Source organism: Actinomadura litoris, from assembly GCF_009733595.1.
GTDB classification, from domain to species: Bacteria; Actinomycetota; Actinomycetes; order Streptosporangiales; family Streptosporangiaceae; genus Spirillospora; species Spirillospora litoris.
The window spans coordinates 181,756-207,758 of record NZ_WOFH01000006.1 but is presented as its reverse complement, the minus strand read 5'-3'; the positions used below and the strand labels follow the sequence as shown (position 1 = coordinate 207,758).

The 26,003-nt window shown below is 71.5% G+C and carries 20 protein-coding genes, 1 pseudogene and 1 riboswitch; of the genes and pseudogenes, 10 read left to right on the top strand and 11 right to left on the bottom strand.

Annotated elements, in window-relative coordinates; genetic code table 11:
- Window positions 1-313 precede the first annotated feature (313 nt).
- Entirely contained in the window at window positions 314-1,474 is a 1,161-nt protein-coding gene (locus GNZ18_RS18560; RefSeq protein WP_173390819.1) for a glycosyltransferase 87 family protein, read from the bottom strand.
- A 152-nt stretch (window positions 1,475-1,626) separates the two neighbouring features.
- Here GNZ18_RS18560 and GNZ18_RS42270 point away from each other — a divergent pair, with 152 nt between their 5' ends.
- Together GNZ18_RS42270 and GNZ18_RS18550 are read left to right on the top strand one after the other, a co-directional pair.
- Entirely contained in the window at window positions 1,627-2,772 is a 1,146-nt protein-coding gene (locus tag GNZ18_RS42270; protein ID WP_156217764.1) for a sensor histidine kinase, read from the top strand.
- Window positions 2,769-3,425, top strand: a complete 657-nt coding sequence (locus GNZ18_RS18550) for a response regulator (RefSeq protein WP_312874600.1) — start codon at window positions 2,769-2,771, stop codon at window positions 3,423-3,425. Before GNZ18_RS42270 ends, GNZ18_RS18550 begins: the two co-directional genes overlap by 4 nt.
- On the opposite strand, the gene GNZ18_RS18545 is transcribed toward GNZ18_RS18550, so the two are convergent.
- From GNZ18_RS18545 to GNZ18_RS18525, 6 genes are all read right to left on the bottom strand, one after another.
- Complete coding sequence (locus GNZ18_RS18545) at window positions 3,398-4,828, bottom strand: MFS transporter (RefSeq protein WP_156217763.1); 1,431 nt, start codon at window positions 4,826-4,828, stop codon at window positions 3,398-3,400. The genes GNZ18_RS18550 and GNZ18_RS18545 overlap by 28 nt on opposite strands.
- Window positions 4,829-4,913: 85 nt before the next feature.
- The gene (locus tag GNZ18_RS18540) at window positions 4,914-5,090 is read right to left on the bottom strand and encodes a DUF397 domain-containing protein (protein WP_156217762.1); all 177 of its coding nucleotides are present in this window, start codon (window positions 5,088-5,090) and stop codon (window positions 4,914-4,916) included.
- A 76-nt stretch (window positions 5,091-5,166) separates the two neighbouring features.
- Entirely contained in the window at window positions 5,167-5,427 is a 261-nt protein-coding gene (locus GNZ18_RS44030; RefSeq protein ID WP_376766273.1) for a DUF6597 domain-containing transcriptional factor, read from the bottom strand.
- A gap of 141 nt (window positions 5,428-5,568) precedes the next feature.
- On the bottom strand, window positions 5,569-5,991 hold the full coding sequence (locus GNZ18_RS18535) for a nitroreductase family deazaflavin-dependent oxidoreductase (RefSeq protein ID WP_214617017.1): 423 nt from the start codon (window positions 5,989-5,991) through the stop codon (window positions 5,569-5,571).
- A gap of 42 nt (window positions 5,992-6,033) precedes the next feature.
- Window positions 6,034-6,798, bottom strand: a complete 765-nt coding sequence (locus GNZ18_RS18530) for an SDR family oxidoreductase (protein ID WP_156217761.1) — start codon at window positions 6,796-6,798, stop codon at window positions 6,034-6,036.
- 57 nt (window positions 6,799-6,855) lie between these two features.
- Entirely contained in the window at window positions 6,856-7,611 is a 756-nt protein-coding gene (locus tag GNZ18_RS18525) for an SDR family oxidoreductase (RefSeq protein WP_214617018.1), read from the bottom strand.
- A gap of 138 nt (window positions 7,612-7,749) precedes the next feature.
- Between GNZ18_RS18525 and GNZ18_RS18520 the strand changes: the two genes are divergently transcribed.
- Window positions 7,750-8,379 (top strand): TetR/AcrR family transcriptional regulator, encoded by a 630-nt coding sequence (locus tag GNZ18_RS18520; protein ID WP_156217760.1) that lies wholly within the window; start codon window positions 7,750-7,752, stop codon window positions 8,377-8,379.
- 254 nt (window positions 8,380-8,633) lie between these two features.
- On the opposite strand, the pseudogene GNZ18_RS18510 reads toward GNZ18_RS18520, so the two are convergent.
- The 4 genes and pseudogenes from GNZ18_RS18510 to GNZ18_RS18495 form a co-directional block, all read right to left on the bottom strand.
- Window positions 8,634-9,849 (bottom strand): annotated as a pseudogene (locus tag GNZ18_RS18510) (IS3 family transposase).
- A 209-nt stretch (window positions 9,850-10,058) separates the two neighbouring features.
- Window positions 10,059-13,652 (bottom strand): methionine synthase, encoded by a 3,594-nt coding sequence (gene metH / locus GNZ18_RS18505; protein WP_308165979.1) that lies wholly within the window; start codon window positions 13,650-13,652, stop codon window positions 10,059-10,061.
- Between the two features lie 14 nt (window positions 13,653-13,666).
- Window positions 13,667-13,769: riboswitch (S-adenosyl-L-homocysteine riboswitch) on the bottom strand.
- A gap of 39 nt (window positions 13,770-13,808) precedes the next feature.
- The gene (locus GNZ18_RS18500; RefSeq protein ID WP_156217757.1) at window positions 13,809-14,240 is read right to left on the bottom strand and encodes a hypothetical protein; all 432 of its coding nucleotides are present in this window, start codon (window positions 14,238-14,240) and stop codon (window positions 13,809-13,811) included.
- A gap of 23 nt (window positions 14,241-14,263) precedes the next feature.
- Window positions 14,264-15,631, bottom strand: a complete 1,368-nt coding sequence (locus GNZ18_RS18495) for an FAD-binding oxidoreductase (RefSeq protein ID WP_156217756.1) — start codon at window positions 15,629-15,631, stop codon at window positions 14,264-14,266.
- 173 nt (window positions 15,632-15,804) lie between these two features.
- On the opposite strand from GNZ18_RS18495, the gene GNZ18_RS18490 reads away from it, so the two are divergent.
- From GNZ18_RS18490 to GNZ18_RS18460, 7 genes are all read left to right on the top strand, one after another.
- Entirely contained in the window at window positions 15,805-17,718 is a 1,914-nt protein-coding gene (locus tag GNZ18_RS18490) for a serine/threonine-protein kinase (RefSeq protein ID WP_156217755.1), read from the top strand.
- Window positions 17,715-18,647, top strand: a complete 933-nt coding sequence (locus tag GNZ18_RS18485; protein WP_156217754.1) for a hypothetical protein — start codon at window positions 17,715-17,717, stop codon at window positions 18,645-18,647. Before GNZ18_RS18490 ends, GNZ18_RS18485 begins: the two co-directional genes overlap by 4 nt.
- A gap of 131 nt (window positions 18,648-18,778) precedes the next feature.
- Window positions 18,779-19,276, top strand: coding sequence for a hypothetical protein (locus GNZ18_RS18480; protein ID WP_156217753.1), 498 nt, complete (start codon window positions 18,779-18,781; stop codon window positions 19,274-19,276).
- A complete protein-coding gene (locus GNZ18_RS18475) occupies window positions 19,276-20,658 on the top strand; it encodes a hypothetical protein (RefSeq protein WP_156217752.1) in 1,383 nt (460 codons plus the stop codon). Before GNZ18_RS18480 ends, GNZ18_RS18475 begins: the two co-directional genes overlap by 1 nt.
- Complete coding sequence (locus GNZ18_RS18470) at window positions 20,655-22,004, top strand: vWA domain-containing protein (RefSeq protein WP_156217751.1); 1,350 nt, start codon at window positions 20,655-20,657, stop codon at window positions 22,002-22,004. The genes GNZ18_RS18475 and GNZ18_RS18470 overlap by 4 nt, the downstream gene beginning before the upstream one ends.
- Before the next feature lie 43 nt (window positions 22,005-22,047).
- Complete coding sequence (locus tag GNZ18_RS18465; protein ID WP_156217750.1) at window positions 22,048-23,166, top strand: ATP-binding protein; 1,119 nt, start codon at window positions 22,048-22,050, stop codon at window positions 23,164-23,166.
- Window positions 23,163-25,934: a DUF5682 family protein gene (locus GNZ18_RS18460; protein ID WP_312874599.1), complete on the top strand. Its 2,772-nt coding sequence runs from the start codon at window positions 23,163-23,165 to the stop codon at window positions 25,932-25,934. Before GNZ18_RS18465 ends, GNZ18_RS18460 begins: the two co-directional genes overlap by 4 nt.
- Window positions 25,935-26,003: the final 69 nt, after the last annotated feature.

Below are 26,003 nucleotides of genomic sequence, written 5' to 3'. Positions count from 1 at the left end.
GCACATGAGAAGACCTCGCACATGAGAAGACCCCCACACGACGTCACGGCGTCCCGCTCCCAGGTCTCCCTGGGGATCGGCTCGGGCGCGGCCCGCTGATCCTCCGGAGAGACCGGACGCCGCCGAGATCGCCGAGGTCGAGCGGGATCGCAGAGAACGGCGCCACCCCGCCGTCACGCCGGGCGTCCTCCCATCTGAGGCCCCCCGCCGCCGCCGACCACAGAGTCAGCCGCCGCAACGGCCGCTGAACCGGCGATCCCAGGGCGTCCACCCTCTTGCCGGGTGGACGCCCTGGCCTTTTCGTTCCGGAAGGTCAGAGCAGCGCCGGACGCCTCGACTCCGGCTCGGGCAGCGGCTCGGGCGCCGCGGCGCCGGGCTCGTCCCTCAGCCGGAGGGCCATGTGGGCGAGGAAGCACGCACCCGCCACCAGATAGCAGTTCGCGACCATCGTCAGCGGGCCGTGGAAGCCGTATTGCAGGGGGGCTCCGCCGTGGGGCGTCCACCAGAGCGGCGACAGCACGAAGAGCACGTAGCCGCAGCCCGCGATGACCCGGCTGCCATCGCGCAGGAGCACCAGCAGCGCGGGCGCGACCCACACCCAGTGGTGCGCCCAGGAGATCGGCGAGACGAGCAGGCCGGTGACCCCCGTGACGGCGGCGGCGGCCAGCCAGTCGTTCCGCCTCGCCCACGACACCGCGAGCGCCAGGCCGAGGACGGCGACCGTCAGCGGGATCGCCTGGTACCACCCGCCGACGTTGTCGACGCCCTTCATGATCCGCGCGGCGGCGCCGAACGGCGACTGGTTGCTGATGTAGGTGACACCGACCCGGGAGGTGTCGTAGAAGGTGTGCCGCCAGTAGAGGCGTGAGGCGTCCGGCGCGATCGCGAACGCGGCGAGCGAGCAGACCGCGAACGTCACCGACGCGGTCACGGCCGCCTTGATCCGTCCCGTGACCAGCAGCAGGACGACGAAGATGGCCGGTGTGATCTTGATGGCGGCCGCGATCCCGATCCCGATCCCCGCCGGTCGCCGTTGCGACACCCGCCAGATGTCGGCCATGACCAGCGCCATCAGGAACATGTTGACCTGGCCGAGGAAAATGGAATGCCACATCGGCTCCAGGACCATTCCGGCGACGACGGCGATGGCGACCGTCCGGCGCGTCGTCCGGTATCCGGCGAGCCGCATCGAGCTGGCGCAGGCCCACGCGAACGCGGCGACCGACGCCAGTTGCCAGGCGACCCGGGCGATCGTCAGCGGAACGGCCGACAGCGGAATGAACAGCGCGGCCATGAACGGCGTGTTGGTGTACCAGTGGTGGGAGAGCTGCTCCAGGTACAGGCGCGAGCCGCCCTCGATGGCGTGCCCGCCGAGCATGTAGATGCGGAAGTCCAGGGAGTCGTACAGGACGGCGAACACCAGAACCGCCGTGAGCTCCACAGCCAGCACACCGTAGACCCAGTGTTTGCGCACGCGCGCTCCGTCCGCCGTCGAATATCGGATTCGATCAACGGTCCCCGGGCGGACGCGCCGGGGCATCGGGCCACCGGCCACATCGCGGTGGCCTCCGGGCGTACGCCTCAGGGCCAATACCGGGCCGCGAGCCCGCCGGTTACGATCTTCCTATGGTCGCCACGCGCACCACTCCCCTGCTCAGGCGGTCGCGCCCCTCCCTCTGGACGATCCTGGCCTGGTGCGGCGCCGCCCTCTATCCCGCCGTCCTGAACCTGGTGGTGGGCTACGGGGCGCCGGGCCTGACCCGCATCGAGATCGTCCCGGCGGCCGCCCTCACGCTCGTGGTCGCGAGCCTCCTGCGCCGCCACCCGCTGCCCGCGGTCACGGTGCTGCTCGTCGCCTGGGGCGCCGCGTGCCTGGTCGCTGGCACCGTGGCCGTCGCGCTCGTGGAGATGCTGACCACCGACCTCGCCGTCGGCTACGTCGCGGTCCACCACCCGCGCCGGACGTCCCTGACCGCCGCCGCTATGGCCTTCTGCACGCAGGTCGCGACCATCGGCCTGTTCCCCGGCACCGACGTCGCGTCCCGGGGCGTCCTCATCCTGGTCGCGCTGGTCGCCGCCTGGACGGTCGGCAACTCGGCCCGCGAGCGCCGCGAGCACGCGCGGGAGCTGTCGGAGCGGGCCACCGCGCAGGCCGTCACCGCCGAGCGGCTGCGCATCGCCCGCGAACTGCACGACATGGTCGCCCACAGCATCGGGATCATCGCGATCCAGGCGGGCGTCGGCAGCCGCGTCATCGACACCCAGCCCGGCGAGGCCCGCAACGCGCTCGACGCCATCGAGGCGACCAGCCGCGAGGCCCTCTCCGGCCTGCGCCGGATGCTCGGCGCCCTCCGCCGCGCCGACGAGCCGGGCACCGCGCCGCTCGACCCCGCCCCCGGCCTGGCCGACCTCGACCGCCTCGTCGCCGCCACCGCCGACGCGGGCGTCCGCGTCGACCTCCGCTGGCGGGGCGAGCGGCGGCCGCTGCCCCCGGACATCGACCTGTCGGCGTTCCGCATCATCCAGGAGGCCCTCACCAACGTCGTCCGGCACGCGGGCACGTCCGACTGCGAGGTGCGCGTCGGCTATCTCGACGACGAGCTGTCGGTCGAGATCGTCGACGACGGCATCGGCGTCGCCGACCCCGGCGCCGGATACGGCCTGGTCGGCATGCGGGAGCGGGCGGGCCTGCTGAAGGGCGACCTCACCGCGGGCCCCCGTCCCGGCGGCGGCTTCCGCGTCGCGGCGCGGCTGCCGCTGGAGGCGCGGTGACCGTCCGCGTCGTCCTCGTGGACGACCAGCCCCTCATCCGCGCCGGGCTCCGCGTCCTGCTGGCCGACCACCCCGACCTCACCCTCGCCGGGGAGGGCGAGACGGGCGCCGAGGCCATCGTGCTGGCCCGCGAGCTGCGCCCGGACGTCATCGTGATGGACATCCGCATGCCCGGCCTGGACGGCATCGAGGCGACCCGCCGGATCACCGCCGAACCCCCCGCGCCGCACGTCGTCATGCTCACCACCTTCGACGACGACGAGTACGTCTACGCCTCGCTCCAGGCGGGCGCGAGCGGCTTCCTCGTCAAGGACATGGCCCTGGAGGACATCCTCGGCGCGATCCGCGTCGTCGCCGCCGGCGACGCGCTGATCGCCCCGAGCGTCACCCGCCGCCTGATCGAGCACTTCGCGGCCGGTCCGGCGCCCCGCCGCGCCCCCGCGACAGACCGGCTGGACGCCGTCACCGACCGCGAACGGGAGGTGCTCACCCTCGTGGGCCGCGGCATGTCCAACGCCGAGATCGCCACCGCCCTGTTCATCAGCGCCGCCACCGCGAAAGCCCACGTCGCCCGCCTCCTGACCAAACTGGGCGCCCGCGACCGCGTCCACCTGGTGATCATCGCCTACGAGACCGGGCTCGTGTCCCCCTGAGGCCGGGGCAGGAAGACGACCAGCGCGGTGCCGACCGCGGTGATGGCGGCGGCGACCCAGAACGCCGTCGAGTACCCGGCGGCCAGGTCGTCGCCGGACCTGCTCGCCGCCGTCGCGAGGACGGTGAGGCCGATCGCGCCGCCGATCGTGCGGGAGGTGTTGACGACGCCCGCGACCGCGCCCGCCTCGGAGGCGTCCGCGCCGAACGTGGACGCCTCGACCAGCGGCGTCATCAGCAGACCGAAGCCGAACGCCATCACCAGGCCGGGGCCGAGGATCGCGGTGAGGAAGGTGCCGTCGGCGTCGAGCACGGCGCTCTGCCAGCCGAACCCGGCCGCCGCGAGCAGGCCGCCGATCCCGGCCAGCAGCCGCGCGTCCATGCGGGCCATGAGCGGCGGGGCCAGCTTGGAGCCGATGATGATCCCGGCGGTGTGCGGGAGGAAGGACACACCCGTCCGGACGGCGCTGTAGTGCAGGACGTTCTGCATGTAGAGCGACAGGAAGTACCAGAGCGCGAAGCCGCCCATCATGCTGACCAGCGTGGCGAGGTTGCCGACCGAGACGCTCCGCAGCCGGAACAGCCGCAGTTGGACGAGCGGCTCGCGCACCCGCGCCTCGACCGCGACGAACAGCGCCAGCAGCACCGGGCCCGCGACGAGCGGGACGAGCGAGGCGGCCGACGTCCAGCCGTGGCCCTCGGTCTGCCCGATGCCGAACGCGAGCGCCCCCACCCCGGCGGTGACCAGCACGGCCCCGGGGAGGTCCAGGCGCGGACGCGGCCCCTCGGCGGCCTCGTCGTGCAGCCACAGCAGGGCGATCACGGCGACCACGATGCCGACCGGGACGTTGATGAGCAGCACCCAGCGCCAGTCGAGGTAGTCGGTGAGCAGCCCGCCGACCAGGCCGCCCGTGGCGCCCCCCGCGGTGCCGACGGCCGTCCACATCGCGATCGCCTTCGTCCGCGCGGGCCCGGCCGGGAACGTTCCGGTGATCAGCGACAGCGTCACCGGCGCGATGATCGCGGCGCCCAGCCCCTGGACGGCGCGGGCGGCGATGAGCGTCCAGCCGTCGGTGGCGAGGCCGCCCGCCAGGCTCGCGACGAAGAACAGCCCGACGCCCAGCAGGAACACGAGCTTGCGCCCGAACAGGTCGGCGGCGCGCCCGCCGAGCAGGAGGAACCCGGCGAAGGTCAGGGAGTAGGCGTTGACGACCCACTGCAGCGCGGTCGCGCCGAGGTCGAGCCCCGAGCGCATGTCGGGCAGGGCGACGTTGACGACGGAGATGTCCAGGACGACGAGGAACTGCCCGATGCTCGCGGCGAGCACGGCGGCCCACCCGGGCGTGCCCCCGGCACGGGGTCCAGCCGTCCGGACGGCGGACTCAGGATCTTGGAGTGCGGTCATGCCCCCCATGCTGGTTTCCGGCCCCGCACGCGCGCGTCGGCCACCGGTCCCAGCGTCCGGGGTAAATCGTCCTAGGTCCCCTGCCCTACCCCTTGAGCCGCGCCACGAGGACGGCGAACCGCACGGGCGTCAGCCTGATGTGCCCACCCGCAGGGTCCTTGGAGTCACGCACCCCGACACCGGAGGAGAGACGTCCCAACTCAACGCAGTGCTGGTCGTCCGCCCCGCCGCTGTAGGAACTCTTACGCCAATGCACAGACATGGCTACCTCTCGGGGTGACGCTTGAGGGGGGTTCGCCCCTGAATGTGGACACCGATCTCAGGCAGCGGTAGCCAGGCTACCTGCGATTTAGGGGCGGTGCCGTCCCCGGCTGGAACCGCACACCCACGATCGTGGTGTGCGCCGGAATGACCTCGATCTCCGGACCGGTCAGCGGACCGACCAGCTGAGGACGGCCACCGATCGGAAAGTGGATCTCGACCCCGCCTGTGGGCAGGTGCCGTTGTACGTACGCCGCCTCACCCGTGTGCTGGATCCAGACCGTCCGCACCACCCCCGCCAATTTCGGCAACGGCGGACGCTCAACGTAAGACTCCACTACGTCATCTTCGCACTGCAGCGCCCGAGCGGCATCGAGGTCAAGGCCGTCCGGCCGTTGACGAGGCCGGCCGCCACCCGACCTCGACGCCGCCCCGTCGTGCCGGACCAAATAGAGACGGCCCGACACGACTCACTGTAGTCAGAATGCGTCGAGTACGACGACTGGGATTTCTCGCGTTGTGCGCCGTTCGAACTCGGCGAAGAGCGGGTTGAGTTCTTTTTGCCTCGACCAGATCCTTTCGCGCTCGGCTCCCTCGGCGACACGGGCGAGGACGTCGATCGTCTGGCTTCCCACTTCGATGGTCACTCTGGGATGGGTGCGAAGGTTGTGGTACCAGTTTGGATGAGCGGGTGCGGCGTCGTTGGAGCCGAACACGGCGAAACTGGTGTCATCGAGCCGCTGGTACGTCATTGGGTTGGTCCGCTGCGCGCCTGTCTTGGCGCCCACATGGTGGAGCAGGAGCAACGGCATCCCTTCGAACATGCCCCCGACTTTGCCGTCCCGTGCTCTGAATTCCTTGATGACCTGGCTGTTCTGGGCGTCCAGTTCGTGCTTGTCCATGTCGATTTCCCCCTGCGGAGTAGGCCGAAGCGTGCTGGGGTTTCAAGCGGCGGAAAGGCCCGCGAACATGCCTCCGTCGACGACGATCTCCGCTCCGGTGATGTAGCCGGCGGAAGGGGAGGCCAGGAAGGCGACCGTGCGGGCCACTTCGTCATCGGACCCGATGCGGCCCAGCGGCACACGGGACGCCATGTCCGCCCGGAAGCCGTCGACCGCTTCCGGGGGCAGTCCTTGCTTGCTCAGGGCGGGGGTGTCTATGGGCCCGGGGCTGATGGTGTTGACCCGGATACCCCGAGGGGCGAGCTCGATCGCCAGCGCCCGTGCCAGCGCCAGCAAGGCACCCTTGGTCGCGCTGTAGACCGACCAGTCGGGAAAGGCGCGCGTGGCGATGCGTGAACTACTGAAAAGCACGCTGCTCTCCGCGCCGAGCATGGGCAGGACACGCTGCAGGGTGAAGAACTGTCCTTTGACGTTGACATCGAAGTGCTCGTCGTAGAACGCCATGTCGACGGCTTCGAGCGGCGCGGATCGCGCCACGGCCGCGTTGAGGAACACCAGGTCCAGTTTTCCGAATCGGTCTTCGACCTCGGCGGCGAGGGTGTGGGCATCGGCGGGGCAGCGGGCGTCGGCGCGCCGGACGATGACACCGTCGCCCAGTGTCTTCTCGGCGGCGGCCAGGGTGTCGGGGTTCTGGCCGGTGACGACCACGGCGAACCCTTCATCGCGCAACACGCGGGCCGTGGCCAGGCCGATACCGGTCGTACCGCCGGTGATGAGCGCGACCGGACGGGATGTTGCTCGGGCCATTTCGCTCTCCTTGGTTTCTTGATCGCCAGATGATGCGGTTGGGCTGCAGGATGGTGTTCAGGCGCTCGCGGCCAGGCCGCCGTCCACTAGAAGGTTCACCCCGGTGATGAAGCCGGCCGCGGGCGAGGCCAGGAAGGCGACCGTGCGGGCCACGTCCTCGTCGGTGCCGATGCGGCCCAGCGGTATCCGGGACGCCATGTCCGTCCGGAATCCGTCGAGCGCACCGGTCGGCAGGCCGAGCTTGCCGAAGGCGGGCGTGTCCACCGGGCCCGGGCCGATGGCGTTGACGCGGATGCCCCGGGGTGCCAGCTCGACCGCCAGGGTGCGGGCCAGGGAGACCAAAGCCCCCTTCGTGGCGCTGTAGACCGACCAGTTGGCCTGGCCGAGTTCCGCCCCCAGCGCACTGTTGAAGATCACCGCGCTACCGCGGCCGAGCAGGGGAAGCACATGCTGGAGCGTGAAGAGCTGTCCTTTGACGTTGACGTCGAAGTGCTCGTCGTAGAACGCCTCGTCGAGGATCTCGATCGGCGCGAACCGGCCGATGCCCGCGTTGAGGAACACCAGGTCCAGTTTGCCGAACCGATCCTTGACCTCGGTGGCGAGGGCGTGGCCGTCCTCGGGGCGGCGGGCATCGGCGCGCCGGACGATGACACCGTCGCCCAGTGTCTTTTCAGCGGCGGCCAGGGTGTCGGGGTTCTGGCCGGTGACGACCACGGCGAACCCTTCATCGCGCAACACACGGGCCGTGGCCAGGCCGATACCGGTCGTACCGCCGGTGATGAGAGCGGTGCGGGGCGAGCTGGCTGTGGTCACGTCGATACTCCATGGTTCGGTTGCCGGTGAGATACCGCCTGTGGCCGGGCAGGGAACAGTCATCCCGCACGGACTGGACGGATTCGTCCACTGTAATCGGACTGGACGGATCCGTCCAGTCCGATTACAGTGGCGACCATGGCTCACGAACCGACCACCGACCGCGGGCGGCGCAGCCGCGACCGGATCGTCGAGGCGGCCGACGCGCTGATCGACGACCAGGGCGTCAGAGGCGCGGGCGTCGACCGGATCATCGCCCGGGCCCGGGTGAGCAAGAGCCAGCTGTACCACTTCTTCTCCGGCAAGGACGACCTGGTCCGTGCCGTGATAGCGGACCGCTTCGAGCGTGTGCTGGACGCGCAGATGTCCATGCTCACCGACCTCGGCAGCTGGGCGGGGATCCGCCGCTGGCTCGACATGTTCGTCACCGAGAACCAGGTGCACGACCTCCCCGGGTGCCCCATCGGCACCCTCGCCGGCGAGCTCGCCGCCCGCGACGAAGCGGCCCGAGCCGACCTCGCCGGCTGTTTCTCGACGTGGGAGCAGTATCTGGTGAAGGGCCTGGAGAGCATGCGAGCACGCGGTCAGCTCGTCCCGGACGCCGACCCCGAGCAACTGGCCACGGTGGTATTCGCCGGTCTCCAAGGCGGGCTGCTTCTCGCCAAGACCCACAAAAACATCGAACCGCTCCGCATCGCCCTCGACGCCGCGTTCGCCCACCTGCGCTCGTTCCGAGCCCAAACCGAGGATCCCCAAGAACACACCTGACGGGCGCGGGTGAACCGCCGACCTTCCGCTTACTACTCACGTTCCGGACGCCCGGCACCCGATGGCCCGCTGATCGAGCCCACCTCACGGGTCTTGAAACGACCGGGGGATCAGCCCTTGATGTGGGCCAGCAGGGCCAGGAAGGCGTCCCGGTCAAGAGTGATACATCCGGCGTTGAGGTGTTTGCTGTCGCGGATGCCGACGCCCTCGGGCAAAGCCGCGAGGGGGTTCGCTCCTGAATGTGGACACCGATCTCAGGCAGCGGTATCCAGGCTACCTGCGATTTTCTCGTAGTTGATTGGTGACATCTGGCCGAGTGCCGAGTGGCGGCGCCGGGTGTTGTATCTCGTGATCCACCCGAACACGGCCAGGCGGGCGTCGCGGGCCGAGGTCCATCGGTGCGCGCCTTGCAGCGTCTCGCGCTTCAGCGTGGCGTTGAAGGCCTCGGCGGCGGCGTTGTCGGCGCTCGTGCCGACCGCGCCGCGGGAACGGGTGACGCCCAGGCGGCGGCATGCCTCCTCGAACTCCTGACTGCAGTACTGCGCGCCGTTGTCGCTATGGAAGATCGCCCCGGCCAGGGTGCCGCCGCGGGTGCGGGCGGCGGCATCGAGTGCGTCCACGACGAGTTCGGTGCGCATGTGGTCGGCGATCGACCAGCCCGCCAACCGGCGTGATCCCAGGTCCAGGACCGTGGCGAGGTAGAGGAACTTCCCGTCCCCGATCGGCAGATACGTGATGTCGCCGACGTACTTGTGGTTCGGCTGCTCGGCGGTGAAGTCGCGCCGCAGCAGGTCCGGGACCGGCGTCGCCGATGGCTCGGGCACGGTGGTGCGGACCTCTTGCGCAAGTGCAGCCCGACGATGCCGCGTTCGCGCATCACCCGGGCGACCCGCTTGTGGTTCACCCGCAGCCCCTGGTCGTGCAGCTCGGCGGTCAGCCGAGGGGACCCGTACGTGCCGTTCTCGGCCTGGTGGATCTTCCGGATCTTCGCCGCCAGGTCGTCGTCGGCCTTGCGGCGGGCCAGCCGGGCCGGGGCGGCGGCCAGCCACCGGTAGAACGACGACCGAGCAATCTCCAGTACCCGGCACAGCCGCTTCACGCCGTAGGCGTGCTTGTGGTCCTCAACGAACTCGAAACGGCTCACCAGTTCGTCTCGCCCGCGAAAAACTTCGCGGCTTTCCGCAGGATGTCGCGTTCCAGCTCCAGCTCCTCGATCCGGGCCTTGAGCTGCTTGTTCTCCTCTTCCAACACGTCCGGCAAGGCTACCTGGCCCCCAGCAGCCGACTTGCCGGCCCTGCGCGGCGTGAGGCCCGCGGTGCCGTTACGCTGCGCTGCCAGCACCCACTCCCGCAGCGTCGCCCGGTTGATCCCCAGATCCTCAGCGACCTGCTTGTAGGTCTTGGACGGGTCCGACAGATACAAGGCCACGGCGTCGGCCTTGAACTCCTCCGGGTAATTCTTCAAAGCCATCAGCGACATCTCTTCCCCTGGACCTCAAGATCCAGTCTCCAAGGTGTCCACATTCAGGGGTGAGTTCCCGACGAGCCTTGCCCCCAGGACAGGTACAGCACAATCGCATGGTCGGGGAGCGTTTCGTTGCGGAGGCAGTGAATTCGTTCTCGCGCACAAATGATCAGGAGGGCCCGCTAAGCGCGGGCCCTCCTGAGAGAGGGTGAAAGTTATTCCGGGTCGTAGGCGAGGTTGGGGCGGAGCCAGCGTTCGATGTCGGCGAGGGGGGCGCCCCGGCGGGCGGCGTAGTCCTCGGTCTGGTCGCGGCCGATGCGGCCGACGGTGAAGTAGTGCGAGTCGGGGTGGGCGAAGATCAGGCCGCTGACGCTGGCGGCGGGGGTCATCGCGAACGACTCGGTGAGCTTCATGCCGAGGGTGCCCGCGTCCAGCAGGTCGAAGAGCATGCCCTTCTCGCTGTGGTCGGGGCTCGCCGGGTAGCCGAGCGCGGGACGGATGCCCCGGAACCGCTCGGCGTGCAGGTCGGCCAGGTCGGGTTCGGAGCCGGGCTCGAACCAGGCGCGGCGGGCCTCCAGGTGGACGTACTCGGCGAACGCCTCGGCGAGGCGGTCGGCGAGGGCCTTCACCATGATGGCGCGGTAGTCGTCGTTGTTCTCCTCGAAACCGGCCGCGAGGTCGTCGGCGCCCTGGATCGTCACCGCGAAGCCGCCGAGGTGGTCGCCGGACGGGGCGATGTAGTCGGCGAGGCAGCGGTTGGGGCGGCCCGCGGGCTTGGCGGTCTGCTGCCGCAGCATCGGGAACCGCACGCCGTTCTCCAGGACGATGTCGTCGCCCTCGGAGTGGGCGGGCCAGAACCCGTAGGCGCCGTGCGCCTGGAGCGTCCCGGCCTCGATGATCTGGTCCAGGAGCTGGTTGCCGTCGTCGAACAGCTCGCGCGCGACGGGCTGGTCGAGGATCGCCGGGTACTTGCCCTTCAGCTCCCAGGCCAGGAAGAAGAACTGCCAGTCGATCATCTCGCGGAGCGTGGTCAGGCTCGGCCGGACGACGCGGGCGCCGGTGAACGCGGGCACCGGGAGGTCGGCGAAGTCGACCTGCTCGCGGTTGGCGCGGGCCTGCTCGATCGTCAGCATCGGCTGGCGGCGCTTGTTCTCGTGCTCCTCGCGCAGCCGCTGCTGCTCGGCGCGGTTGGTCGTGTCCAGCTCGGCGGCGCGGGCCGGGTCGAGCAGGTTGGACACGACGCCGACGACGCGGGAGGCGTCCAGGACGTGGACGGTCGTCGAGTCGTAGGCGGGCGCGATGCGGACGGCGGTGTGCTGGCGGGACGTGGTCGCGCCGCCGATCAGCAGCGGCAGCCGCAGGCCGCGCCGCTCCATCTCGGTGGCGACCGAGACCATCTCGTCCAGCGACGGGGTGATCAGGCCGGACAGGCCGATGGCGTCGGCGCCCTCGGCGATCGCGGTGTCCAGGATGCGGGCGGCGGGGACCATGACGCCGAGGTCGACGACGTCGTAGTTGTTGCAGCCGAGGACGACGCCGACGATGTTCTTGCCGATGTCGTGGACGTCGCCCTTGACCGTCGCGAGCACGATCTTGCCCTGGCCGCGGCTCTGCTGGTTCTCCTCCTTCTCGGCGTCCATGAAGGGTTCGAGGTAGGCGACCGAGCGCTTCATGACGCGGGCGCTCTTGACGACCTGCGGCAGGAACATCTTGCCGGAGCCGAACAGGTCACCGACGATCTTCATGCCGTCCATCAGCGGGCCCTCGATGACGTCCAGGGGGCGGGGCAGCGTCTGCCGGGCCTCCTCGGTGTCGTCCTCGATGAAGTCGATGATCCCGTGGACGAGCGCGTGCGCGAGCCGCTTCTCGACCGGCGCGTCCCGCCAGGACAGGTCGACCTCGCGCTGCTTGCCCTTGCCGGTGACGTTCTCGGCGAAGGAGACGAGCCGGTCGGTGGCGTCGGGACGGCGGTCGAACAGCACGTCCTCGACGAGTTCGAGCAGGTCGGCGGGGATGTCCTCGTAGACGGCGAGCTGCCCGGCGTTGACGATGCCCATGTCGAGGCCGGCGCGGACGGCGTGCAGCAGGAACGCCGAGTGCATCGCCTCGCGGACGACGTCGTTGCCCCGGAAGGAGAACGAGAGGTTCGAGATGCCGCCGCTGGTGCGGACGCCGGGGCAGCGCTCCTTGATCAGCGGGAGCGCGTCGATGAACGCCTTGGCGTAGCCGTTGTGCTCGGAGATGCCGGTCGCGACGGCGAGGACGTTCGGGTCGAAGATGATGTCCTCGGCGGGGAAGCCCGCCTTCTGGGTGAGCAGGTCGTAGGCGCGGCCGCAGATCTCGACCTTGCGCTCGGTCGTGTCGGCCTGGCCGCGCTCGTCGAAGGCCATGACGACCACGCCCGCGCCGTAGTCGCGGATGCGGCGGGCCTGCTCCAGGAAGACCTCCTCGCCCTCCTTGAGGCTGATCGAGTTGACGACGCCCTTGCCCTGGACGGTCTTCAGCCCGGCCTCCAGCACGCTCCAGCGCGAGCTGTCGACCATGATCGGGATGCGGGCGGCCTCCGGCTCGGTCGCGACGAGGTTGAGGAACGTCGTCATCTCCCGCTCGCTGTCGAGCAGGTCGGCGTCCATGTTGACGTCCAGCAGGTTGGCGCCGCCGCGGACCTGCTCCAGCGCCACCTCCACGGCGGCCTGGTGGTCGCCGGCCTCGATGAGCTTGCGGAACCGCGCGGAGCCGGTCACGTTGGTGCGCTCGCCGATCATGACGAAGCCGGTGTCGGGGCCGATCGCGAACGGCTCCAGGCCGCTGAAGCGGGTGGCCTTCGGCTCGGGCGCCACCGGGCGCGGCGCCGAGTCGGCGACGGCCGCGGCGATCCGCGCGATGTGCTCGGGGCTCGTCCCGCAGCAGCCGCCGACGGCGTTGACCATGCCGGACGCGGCGAACTCGCCGAGCATCCGGCTCATCTCGTCGGGCGTCTGGTCGTAGCCGCCGAACGCGTTGGGCAGCCCGGCGTTGGGGTAGCAGGCGGTGTAGGTGCCCGCGAGCCGGGCCAGCTCGGTCGCGTGCGGGCGCAGCTCCTCGGCGCCGAGCGCGCAGTTCAGGCCGACCAGCAGCGGCTCGGCGTGCTCGACCGAGCGCCAGAACGCCTCGACGGTCTGGCCCGACAGCGTCCGGCCGCTCAGGTCGGTGATCGTCACCGAGATCCACAGCGGCAGCTGCGGGGCCACCTCGCGGGCGGCGGCGATCGCGGCCTTCGCGTTCAGCGTGTCGAAGATCGTCTCGATCAGCAGGACGTCGACGCCGCCCTCGGCGAGCCCGGCGATCTGCTCGGCGTAGGACGCCTTGACCTGGTCGAAGGTGACCGCGCGGTAGGCGGGGTCGTCCACCCGGGGCGACAGCGACAGCGTCACGTTCAGCGGGCCGACGGACCCGGCGACGAACCGCCGCCCCTCGGCCTCGTCGGCCGCCTGGCGGGCGAGCCGCGCGCCGCGCAGGTTCATCTCGCGGGCGTGCGCTTCGAGGCCGTAGTCGGCCTGGGCGATGCTCGTCGCGGTGAAGGTGTTGGTCGTGGTGATGTCGGCACCCGCCGCGAGGTACTGCCGGTGGACGTCCAGGATCACGTCGGGCCGGGTCAGGTTCAGCAGGTCGGGGTCGCCCGCGACGTCGCGCGGATGGTCGGCGAACCGGTCGCCGCTGTAGTCGGCGGGGGTGAGGCCGGCGCCCTGGAGCATCGTGCCCCACGCGCCGTCGAGGATCGCGATCCTCCGGTCCAGCAGACTCCGGAGCGCGTCATCGTTTTTCTGCACTGGCCACCTCCCGTTTCTGGGAGGCGCCCTTGTTTGCAGAGTGAAGGGTGAGGACGGCGCGGACCGTCCCGAGCCGAGCGTGGCGGGCATGAGCCCGTTGCAGCGCCTCTCGGCCTGTCCCCGAGATTACCGAACGATCCGGCGACCTGAAATCCCTCATGGCCGTTTTGTGTAGACGAGCGTGAGGTCACGCTGCCACTCGGCGCCGTCGGGCGACTTCTCCCAGGCACCCCGGATCGTGGTGCCGTCGGGCGCGACCGTGCCCTCGAAGCGCTGGTGGAAGCCCTGCGCGTCGCGCCACATCCGCCACCGCCCGTTGTCGAATCCCATTCCATAGACGCGGGACACCCCGCGCGAGTCGTAGTGGAACAACGTGTACTCATCGGTCGAATCGTCCCGCCCGATGATCAGCGTCGCGTCGGGGGCGGGATCGGGCGCCTCGGTGTGGAACCGCAGGAACGCGCCGCCCTCGATCCAGGTGATGGTGGCCTTCCCCCGCGCCCCCGGGATCTCCGGGACCTCGACGTCCCATTCCCCCACCAGGACCTCAAGCTGTATCAGAGCCGGATTCGGTGGTAGCCGTGTCATGTCCCGAGACTAACCGCGACCGCTCAAGCCGGCCTGATGTTCTGGTTGAGGTGGAAGAGGTTGCCGGGGTCGTAGCGCGCCTTCACCTCCGCGAGCCGCCGGTGGTTCTCCGCGCCGAACCCCGCCTCGACCCGGCCGCGTCCCTCGTCGCCGATGAAGTTCAGGTAGACGTCACCGGTCGAGTAGGGCTTCATGTCGGCGCGGACGGCTCGCACCCAGGCGATGGCGCGCTCGTCGTCCGCCGCGTCCTCCCAGAGGGCGATGGGGTGGACGGTCCACGCCGCGTTCCGCCACGGGACGGGGTAGCGCGCCCCGGGATCGGCCAGCGCGCCGCCGCCCGGGATCAGCGTGTGCAGCGACGGCGACGGGACGATCATCCCGGCGGCCCGCGCGCTGTAGGCCGCGACCGCCGCGTCGGGGCAGTCGTGCAGGTGCTCCGCGGACCAGTGGTTCCGCAGCCCGGCGGGCTCGTCCAGCATGCCCTGCATGTCCGCGTAGGGCCTGTCGAGGACGACTCCCCCGGTGTGGCCCAGGCCGAGCATGGGCGCGATCGCCGCGTCGGCGTCCGGACCCGTCCCGGCGTAGGCGAGCAGGGTGGCGAACGCCTGCCTGCCCAGCATCTCCTCCGGGACGAACTCCTCGCGCGGTGGCGTGAGGTAGAGCGCGGTGCCGCCCAGCTCGTCCGGAGCCGTTTCCATGAGGTCGCGGTAAGCCAGGGCGATCTCCTCGCCCGCCTCGGCGGGCCAGAGCAGGAGGGCGAGGGTCACCTCCGGCAGTTCGTGCAGCCGGAACGTGAACGAGGTGACCACGCCGAAGTTGCCTCCGCCGCCGTGCAGGGCCCAGAACAGATCCGGGTTGCGGTCCTCACCGGCCTTCACCTTCTCGCCCGCCGCCGTCACCAGCTCGGCTTCGAGGAGGTTGTCGCATGCGAGGCCGTACTTGCGTTCCAGCCATCCCGAGCCGCCGCCCAGCGTGAACCCGCCCACTCCCGTCGTGGAGGCCCTGGACCCGGGCGTCATCAACCCGTACGGCTGGGTGGCGCGATCCAGGGCCGACGTGGTCGCGCCGCCGCCGACCCGGACGGTCATCGCCTCCTGGTCGACCTCGACGTCGTCCATCCGGCGCAGATCGATGACGAGGCCGCCGTCGCTGAGCGCGTTGCCCGCGACATCGTGCCCGCCGCAGCGCACGGCGATCTCCGTTCCGTGCGCGCGGGCCATCCGTACGGCGCGCTGGACGTCCGCGTCACTCCGGCATTGCGCGATCACCGCCGGACGCCGGTCGACCATCGCGTTGAAAACGGTTCTGGCGTCGTCGTAGCCGGGGCCGTCCGGCGTCAGGACGTCGCCCTCGAAGCCGGTGGGGATCGCGGCGATGTGCGTGGAGGTCATGTCCCTCCCCTTCTCCGCCTGCGGCCTCCCTGTGGGGGCGCGGGCTTTAACGGGCGTGGGAGCGAGGGCTTTTCGGACCTGCCGTGGTTTTCATTCTGCTCCGCCCGGCCCCGCATGAGAAGCGCTAACGTGAAGTAGACCTCCCCATCACCAGGTGTTTAAGGGATCCCGTCATGAATATCGACGGCTACACGGTGCACGAACCCCTCGACCGGGACGGAGAGGGCTCCGTATACCGCGCGACGGACCCCGAAGGCCGCGAGGTGACGCTCCGCCTCCTGCCGCCCGAGATGGACACGGCGTCGCGGCGGCGGCTGGAGCGGGAACTGCGCGCCGCCGTCCGGATTCCCGGCTTCGTCGTCACTTTCCACACCGTCGATGTGGCGGCGGCGCAGCCGTATATCGCCACCCCGTATCCGTCCGGGCGGACGCTGAGGGAGATGGTCGAGGAGTCAGGCCCGCTCCAGGAGGAGGAGCTGCGGCGGCTGGGCAGAGGATTGGCGTCGGCGCTGGCGGCGCACAGGACGGATGCGCCTCGTCCGAGCGTCGAGCCGTCGAATGTCGTCCTGGCCGGTGGAGTGCCCGCGCTGGTGGACTTCGGCATCACCGGGGCCGTGACCGGTGATGCCGCATACATAGCGCCCGAACTCCTCCAGGGCGGGCAACCTACGGCCCAGGCGGACACGTACGCCCTGGGTTGCGTCCTTTATTACGCGGCCACCGGACGTCCGCCATTCCAGGCCGACTCGCCGGCCGGGCTCATCGACGAGATCGACGGCTCGGCGCCCGATCTGAGCCGCGTGCCGGCATGGCTCGCCGTCTTGCTGGAATCGGCGCTGGCCAGAGAACCGTCCACCCGCCCCACGCCCGCCGCCATGACCGCGAACCTGGAGCCGCCCAAACGCGCCAGGGCCAAGCGGGTCAAAGGCGCCTTCGCGCCGGACCCAGCCACTCCGGGTCCGGAGTGGCTCCCGGCGGCCGCCGCTCACCCGTCGCCCAAGGGGGCGCCGTTCGAGTGGCCCGCCGTCTGGAGGCTCGTCATGGCCGCGCTTTTACTGGCCGTGATACCGGTCGCCTGGGCGCTCAAGGCCGGCCGTGACGCGCTTGTGATCGGGCTCGGCCTGGGCGCGTGGCTTGCGGTGGCCTCGCTCGTCGTGATCCTCCTCGTGCAGCTCCGGCGGTGGCGGCGGCTGGCCGCGCGGCGCCGGGCCGGGCCGCTGAACGCCGAGGCGGCGCGGCTGATCCGCGGCGGGCACCACAGGTCGGCGGCGGCGGCGCTGCGGCGGATCCTGGAGTCCCTTCCGCCGGACGACCCGCAGGCGGTGATCGCGCGCAACAACCTGGGTGTCGCCCTGCACGGCCTCGGAGAGGTCGACGCCGCCCACGCCGCCTTGGAGGACGCCGTGCGGCGTTCCTCCCCCGAGGTGCGGGAACGCGTCCAGGCGAACATGGCCGCCCTCCAGTACGAGCGCGGCGTCGGCGGCCCGGAGGCCCTGCGGGTGAGCCTCCCCCTGGTCCGGCGGACGAGTGTCCCCGGGAAACACGGAGCGTCCGGGGTCGTTCGCGGGAATCTGGCCGTGGCACTGCACGGGTCGGGACGGTTCGACGAGGCCGCGGAGGAGGCCCACGAGGCGCTGAACGAGGCCCTCGCGTACTACGGGCCCGACAGTCCTCGGACGCTGGTGCTGCAAGCCAACCTGGGGGCCGTGCTCCGCGACGCCGGGGAACTCAGGACCGCCGAGCGGATGCTGCGGGAGACCTTCGAGCGGTGCCGCGTCGTCCTCGGCGGAGAGAACGCGCGGACGCTGGACGCGCAGTCCGGACTCGCGGCGGTGCTCGCGGATATCGGACGGCGGGACGAGGCCCTCGCGCGTCTGCGGGAGGTCCACGACGTCCGGACCCGCAAGCTCGGCCCCGGCCACCCCGCGACCCTCAAGGCGGTCAACAACCTCGGATTCCTGCATCTGCGGGACGGCGACCGGGAGGCGGCGGCGGCGCTGTTCGAGGACGTCCTCGCCGCCGGAACCTCGTCGGAGGCGATCATCGCGCGGGCGCGTGAAGGGCTCGCCAAGGCGGGGCGGGCATGAGCCGCAAGCTCCGGCCGTACCTCGTCGGCCTCGTCAGCGCCGTCTCGGCCTCCGCGCTCGGTGTCGCGGTCAATGTCGCCACCGACCTCCAGGGCAACCTGCTGGCATGGGTCACGGTCGGCACGATCACCGCTCTGACCGGGACGGTCGGCGGCGTGATCGAGGGGAACCGGGAACTCGCCGAGGAGCGGGAATCCGGAGACCCGCTCGCCGACATCATCCTGTCCATCGAGTGCGAGGTCAGGGCCGACGGGTCGGGGTCGATGAACGTGAAGGTCCACGATCCTGAGGCGGAGCGGCTATTGCCGCATCTGCCCGCGCTGGTCCCCTCGCTCGGGGCGTCGCGGGCGCCGAACGGGGTGCTGCCTCGGCCGTTGGCGGTCGCGCTGGTCACGCGGAGCCGCACCACCGGGATCGCGCGGCGGCTGCGGGAGGTGGACGCGCTGTGCTCGGGCCTCGGCGGGCTCGACGTCCGGCTGTGCGTCGCCGACAGTGCCGAGCGGCGGCGGGAGGCCCTCCGGGCGGCGCAGGTCGTGCTGCTGGACGATCACTGTGTCGAAGCCGGGACGCGTCCGCTGGTCGGCGGCCTGGACCTCGCCGGGTTGCGCGGGGGCGGCGGCGACGGGCTGGCCGCGCGGGTGATCGTCCTCGGGTGCCAGGACGGTGCGGCGGCGGCCCACACCAGGGCGCTGCGGCGGAGCCTCGACCGGCCGGTGGCCTTCCTCGGCTGCGACGGGCCGGTGCCGACCGGTCATGCCGCCGTCCTCTACCCGCACGTCCTGTCGCAGTTGGACGGGCTGGCGGGCGGGCGGGCCGGGGAGAGCGAGTTGCAGGCCGCGCTGGAGGCTGCGATCGGTCTCGCCAAGCGGCAGGAGGCGCAGCTCGACTGGGGCCGCTGGAGCACGACCGTCCTCCATCCGGCGGGCTGAGCAGGCAGGACTCGGACTGTCGGACCTTACTGAGAGTGTTCTGGCGGCTGAGGGATTCGGGCCCGTACGGGGTTCGGGTCCCGGTAGCTTTCCGGTTCATGATCGTCCGTTTGGGTGGGGGTCGAGAGTCGATGAACGCGGATACCGCCGCGTGGGAACAGCACAGCGCGGCGCGGGTGGTGCCGCCCGTCGAACCGCGCAAGCTCGCGAAAGTACCATTCGTCGAGCTGGCGGACGGACGGCTGCAGGGGGTGGTGTCCAGCGGCTCGGACGCCGCCCGCGTGTACGTCTCGTCCATCACGGCGAGCACCTACGGGTTCAGTTGCAGCACCAACAACAACCGGCCGTGCGGCGGGCTGAGCGGGTACTACACCTGCAAGCACCTCCAGGCGCTGGCCGACGAGGCGGTGCGCCAGTACGGGCTCGACCGGGTCGCGCGGTACCTGCGCGTCGAGGTCGGTGAGGGCGAGAACCTCATCGACCGCATGAAGGGCAGACGGGAGCCCGCCCCGGCAGCCGTGGTCTTCAGCCGGTTCCTGCGGCACCTGGCCTACCTGGAGCTGCCCGAGACCGTGGAACCGCTGCCGGAGATGCACTGGTTCCCGTCCTCGTCGGCGGGGGTGCGCTGATGCTCGGGGTGCAGCTGGCCGCGCTGGTCGGAACACCGGCGGGAGTGGAGGAGGCGCTCGGCCTCGCCGACGGCCTCGACGACGCGCTCGTGCACGGGCTCGGGCGGCTCGGTGAGCAGCGCGCGGCGGCGCTCGCCGCGCTGGCCGGGGCGCTGGAGGGCTCGCCGCTCGGCCGCCCGGTGAGCGAGGCGACCGGGAAGCTGGCGGCCGGCTCGGTCGCCGACGAGCAGATCGCGGCGCTGGCCGGGGCGCGGGCCGCGGTGTTCGGCGCGGTACACGACGCGCTGCTCGCGCGGCTCGACGCGGCGCTCGGACGCGAACGCGCCGCCTGGGAGGAGCCCGCCGGGACGGGCGGCGGAGACGTCCCGGCGAACCTGCTCAGCGGCTGCCGGTCCTGGTTGAACGAGCTGGCGATCGCGGGCTGGCGGGGCGTCGACCACGACCTGGTCTCGGCGTCCGACCAGACGCTGGAGGCGGTGCTCGCCGAACCCCGGCTGCGGCGGCTCGGCGTGCTGCTGGACGGCCTGGCCGCCGAGCTGCGGGCCTCGTGCCCGGTCGCGACGATGGACCGGCTGCCCGTCCGGCGGTGGGCCGACCTGTGGGCGCGCGGCGTGCTGCTGGCGCAGCCCGGCCTGCCCGGCGGCGGCGCCCCCGAGACCGTGTCGGGGCGGCTGCTCCCCCTGGGCGTGGACGTGCACGAGCACGGGACGGCCGTCCAGATCGAGGTGCACGGCGTCCTGGAGTCGTCCGGCGGCACGCGCCTGGTGCGGACCGGCGTCGCCGCGCCGAAGGTCGACACGATCGTCGGCCCGGCCGTCTGGCAGCTGCTCGGCGGGCACCCCGTGCTGATGGCGGCGCTGGCGGAGCGGCGGAGCGTCACCGTCCAGGACCTTCCCCTGAGCGCCGGCCATCTCCGGTGGGACGACGCGAGGGCCACGCTCGCGGAGGCCGCCGACCCGTTCGCGACCGCGCGGCTGATGCTCGCCGGGTCGGTCGCCCCCGCCGTCCCGCCGCTGGAGCGGCACCCGGTCCGGATCTCCGAGCCCGTGCTGGTGGAGGGCCACACCGTGAACGGCACCACCTGGTCGCTGGACGGCCACGAGATCGAGGTGGACGTCGAGCGGCTCCCCTCCTGCGGGCCGCTGACCCCCGCGCTGGTGGCGGCGTCCACGTCCTGTATCGGGCTCCTGCGCTGGGACGGCGGCCGATGGCGGCTGCAACCGCTCGCCGTCCAGGCGACGGTGAAGAAGAAGCCCGTCGAGGCGCACACCGGCGACTGGGCGCTCGGCCCGACCGATCCGAAGGTGGTGAAGGCGGTGGCGAAGTCCGGCGACGTCGTCACCGTGCTGCGCGAGCGGGCGGGACGGTTGCTGCGCAAATGACCATCGAATTCGAGACCGGGCAGAGCGCGGACGACACGCGGCGGCAGGTGCTCTACTGGCGGCTGCTGGCGCGGGTGTTCGACCCCGAGGAGCAGCCGTCCCTGGAGGCCGCGAGCGTCGCGATCGTCGACGACCTCGGCCTGCCCGCCTCCCTCCTCGACCCGGGGGTGTCGGTCGACAACGTCGTCCAGCGCTTCCCGGAGCTGGCCGCCGAGCTGGCCGACCTGATGAGGCCCCCGCCCGCCGCCGATACAGCCGATACAGCCGATACGGCGAGCGAGGCGGACGCTCCGCCAGAGGACTCCGGGGAGCGGGTGCGGCGGGCGGCGCTGGTGTCGAAGCTGCTGCTGAACGTGTTCTGCACCGGGAGCGGCAACGTCAGCGCGCAGCAGCTCGCCGGGTGGCAGCAGGACGCGGGGTGGCTGAAGCAGGCGCTCGGCGAGGAGGGCGCGGGGGCGACCGCGGGCGTGCTCACCGAGGTGGAGGGCGACCTCGTCCGGCGGATGCGGCTGCGGGAGGTGCTGGCCGATCCGAGGCTCGCGAGCAGGCTGACGCCGAGCATGTCGCTCATCGAGCAGCTGCTGCGCGACAAGGCGAACCTGTCGGGGGTGGCGCTGGCCAACGCCAAGGCGCTGATCCGCAGGTTCGTCGACGAGGTCGCGGAGGTGCTGCGGACGCAGGTGCAGCAGACGAGCGCGGGGACGCTCGACCGCTCCGTCCCGCCGAAGCGGGTGTTCCGCAACCTCGACCTCGAACGGACGATCTGGAAGAACCTCACGAACTGGAGCCCCGAGGACGAGCGGCTCTACGTCGACCGGTTGTTCTACCGGCACACCGCGAAGCGGACGACGCCCGCGAAGATGATCGTGGTGGTCGACCAGTCGGGCTCGATGGTCGACTCGATGGTGAACTGCACGATCCTCGCGTCGATCTTCGCGGGGCTGCCGAAGGTCGACGTGCACCTGATCGCCTACGACACGCGGGCGCTCGACCTGACGCCGTGGGTGAACGACCCGTTCGAGGTGCTGCTGCGCACGAACCTCGGCGGCGGCAACGACGGCCCGGTGGCCATGGAGATGGCGCGGCCGAAGATCTCCGACCCGAGCAACACCGTGATGGTGTGGATCTCCGACTTCTACGAGTTCGACCGGTCGCAGCCGCTGCTGGACGGGATCCAGGCCGTGCACCGCTCGGGGGTGAAGTTCATCCCGGTCGGGTCCGTGAACAGCTCCGGCACCCAGATCGTGAACCCCTGGTTCCGGGAGCGGTTCAGGAACCTCGGGACGCCCGTCATCTCCGGGCACATCCGCAAGCTCGTGGCCGAGCTGAAGAACTTCCTCGCCTGACGCGTCCCCCGGACGACGTTCCACTGATCTTTTAGGAGACATCATGACCGATGGCATGCTGCGCGCCCCGGCCGAGGTGAAGTACGCCGAGGAGCTGGACTGGCTGGAGTCGATCGACGACTCCCCCAAGCCGTTCTCGTGGCGGCTGAGCCCGCGGATGGTGCGGCTGTTCGTGCTCGGCTCCGAGCGCGCCGACGGCCTGGACCGCGAGGTCAAGCAGAAGTGGTTCGGCGACCGCAGCTTCGTCGAGCGCGCGATCGTGACGCTGGCCTCCGACCGCGGGCTGCTGCTGATCGGCGACCCGGGGACGGGCAAGAGCTGGCTCGCCGAGCTGCTGTCGGCGGCGGTCTCGCGGAACTCGACGCTGGTCGTGCAGGGCACGGCGGGCACCACCGAGGACCACATCAAGTACTCGTGGAACGTGTCCATGGTGATCGCCAAGGGGCAGTCCCGGGAGTCGATGATCCCCTCGCCGATCATGACGGCGATGGAGGCGGGGGTGATCGGCCGGTTCGAGGAGCTGACCCGCTCGACCAGCGACGTCCAGGACGCGCTGATCTCCATCCTGTCGGAGAAGTACGTGTCGATCCCCGAGCTGGACGACGACAACATCGTGTTCGCCAAGCCCGGCTTCTCGATCATCGCGACGGCCAACAGCCGGGACCGGGGCGTCAACGACCTGTCCTCGGCGCTGAAGCGGCGGTTCAACTTCGTCCGGATCCCGGTGGTGACGAACAAGCGCAGCGAGGCCGAGATCGTCCGGTTCCGGACCGAGGAGCTGCTGCGCCGCCACCAGATCGAGCTGGAGCTGCCGCCGACGCTGCTGGACGTCCTGCTCCAGAGCTTCGCCGACCTGCGCGCCGCGGCCGCGTCGGCGACCAGCGACGACGAGAAGCTGGAGTCGGCGCTGTCGACCGCCGAGCAGATCGGCGTGCTGGAGGACGCGATCCTGCACAGCCGGTTCTTCGGGGACGCGACGCTGCGGCCGGAGACGCTGGGCGGTTCGCTGGTCGGGTCGCTGGCCCGGCGCAGCCCGGAGGACCTCGCGATCCTGAACAAGTTCTGGCACGGCGTCGTCGAGCCGCGCAGCAAGAAGGACAAGGGCGGCCCCTGGGAGGGCTTCCTTGAGGGCGGCCGCCAGGCGATCTCGACGCTGTCGTGAGCACCTTCGAGGCGCTGCGGGAGCAGCTGGAGGAGGCCGCGCGCGCGTTCGGCGCGCGGGACGCGGTGGCCGGGATCCTGTCGGGCATGGTCGACGACGTCGGCCGGGCGCTCGGCGAGGAGCCGGAGATCTTCCCGGTGTGCCACCACTCGCCCGCGTCGGCGCTGGCGATGGCGCGGCGGCTGCGCGACAAGCGGCCGTCGGTGATCTACCTGGAGCTGTGCGAGGACCTCGCGCCGCTGCTGGAGGAGCTGCGCAACTGCCGGCTGCCGGTGGCGCTCCAGGCGTTCGCGAGCGAGCTGGACGGCTTCCCGGCGGCGTGGGCGCCGCTGAGCGTGATCGCGCCGATCACCGAGGCGTCGGCGGAGTACCAGGCGATCGCCTACGCGCTGGACACGCCGGGCGTCGAGGTCGTCCTGGTCGACCGGTCGACGGACCACGTGTTCCAGTGGGAGCCCCGCGAGGAGCCGTCCGCCGAGCGGAAGGAGCCCGAGGAGGGCGAGGACGAGGACGACGCGGCGCTGCACGGCGACGCGGTCGGCATCGAGATCGGCGACCTGCGTCCCGGCTTCGCCGAGCTGGAGGAGCACCTGCTGCACCACGGGAAGGTGCGGCACTGGTCGGAATGGTGGGACCAGTACGTCGAGCAGCCGCTGGCGGGCGCCGACTACGCCACCTACCGGCAGGTGATGGTGCTGATCGGCAGCCTGTTCCGGCGGCTGCGCCCCGAGCGGCCGGGCCGGGACCGCCGCGACGAGGACCGCGAGCGCTACATGTGGACGCGGATGCGCGAGCACCTCGCGGCCACCGGCGCCGACCCGTCCGAGTGCCTGTACGTGTGCGGCGCGTTCCACGCGGCGAGCCGGGTGGAGCAGTTCGGGCTGTCCGCGGACGCCGAGCCCTACGAGATCACGCCGCGGACCGGGACGCGCTGGAGCTACGGGCTCATCCCCTCCAGCCACTCGGCGATCGAGGCGCAGTTCGGGCTCGCGCCCGGGTCGGTGTCGATCGCGGCGGCGACGTTCGCGAAGGCGCTGAAGCGCGGCGGCGTGACGCCGTTCCGGCTGGAGGGCCAGAAGGGCGCCGCGAAGCGGAAGGCCCCCAAGCCGTCCAGGGCCCCCGCGGCCGAGCCCGCGACCGACCGGCTGTCGGGGTATCTGGCGAGCCCGCCCGTCCTGGACGGCCTGGACGAGTCGGAGCTGCTCGGCTGGTGCGTCGACATCGTCCGGCTGGCGCGGCGCAACGGGTACCTGTCGAGCACGGCGGACGCGATCGCGGTGTTCGAGACCTCGATCCTGCTGGCGGGGATGCGCGGGCGGGCGCGGCCGACGCCCTACGACTTCCAGGACGCGGCGGTCACCTGCATCGAGAAGGACTCCGTGCCCGGCCGCCGGGACGTGCGGCGGCTGTGCGAGATCCTGCTCGGCGGCGACCGGGTCGGCTCGGTCGGCTATGAGTCGCTGCCGCCGCTGGCGCGCGACGTCCTGGACCGGCTGGAGCCGCTCGGCCTCGACCTGACCAAGCGCACGATCCAGCGGGCGCTGCTCGACCTGGACGCCGACCCGGCGCTGGCGTCGTGCTCGCGGCTGCTGTGGATCCTGCGGCGGCTGCTGCCGGACGACGCGGTCCGTCCGATCATGGGGTCGCGCGAGCTGGGCGAGCGGTCGATCCAGGAGAGCTGGGACCTCGCGATCGGCCGCAACCAGCGCTCGATCGTGGAGCTGGGCTACGAGGGCGTCACCGTCGAGCAGGTGCTGGAGCAGCGGCTGCGGCGCGCGGTGTGGGATCCGAAGGCGACCGCCGCGATCGCGCTGGAGGCGGTGGAGGACGCCACGCTCTACCTGGGCGGGCGCCGGTTCGCCGACGAGCTCGGGGCGCGCGCGGTGGAGCTGCTCGCGGCCGAGCGGACGGTGGACGACGCGCCGGAGGTGCTGCGGCGCGTCCGGCGGCTGCTCGCCTACTACCGCGCGAGCGAGCCGGAGCTTCCGGCGTGGTGCGAGGCGTTCGTGACCGAGGGCTACGCGCACTACTGCACGCTGCTGCCGACCGCGTTCACCGACGAGGACACCGGTGTCCGGCAGGTCGGGGCGATGCTCGGGTTCCTGTTCGGGATGGAGAGCCTGGCGCTGTCGCTCGGCTGCGACCACGCCCAGCTCGAACTGGCGGTCCGGCAGTCGCATCCGGAGGCGCCCGCGAAGGTCGCGCTGCTGTGGGCGGCGCGGTCGCAGCTCGGCATGGCCTCGCTCGCGGAGCTGCGGGAGCGGTGCGACGAGCTGCTCGCCAACCCGCTGGTGATCCCGTCGTTCCCGCTGTACATGAGCGGGTTCGTGCAGGCGCTCGTGCCGTTCCCCGCGCTGGCGGCGCTCGTCGTCGAGGTGATGTCGAAGGCGTTCGCGCGGCTGCCCGACGCGGTGCTGCTGCCGTGGCTGCCCGGCCTGATCACGACGCTGCGCGAGCACGCGCGCGAGCTGGTGCCGGTGCTCGTCCGCGAGGCGGGCCGCACGTTCCCGGCGACGCTCGGGGCGGTGGACGCGTGGGCGCCGCCGTGGGAGGCGTCCGCCCCGGGGGCGGGCGCGGGAGCCGCCGCGCCGGCCGGAGGGCCGGTGTCGGAGCTGCTGGCCGCGCGTCCGGACACCTGCGACGCCGTCGCCGCGCTGCTCGGCTACCCGGGCGGCTGGACGGAGACCGCGTCCGCTAGCGGTGCGGCGGGGGCGCTGCTCGTCCGGCATCCCGAAACCTCGGCCGCGGTCGCTGTGCTGCTCGGGTAACGGCCGCCCCAACCCGGTTCCCATCCCGTTCCAACGGGTTCGTGCCAGAATCCCGGGAGATCGGGAGGG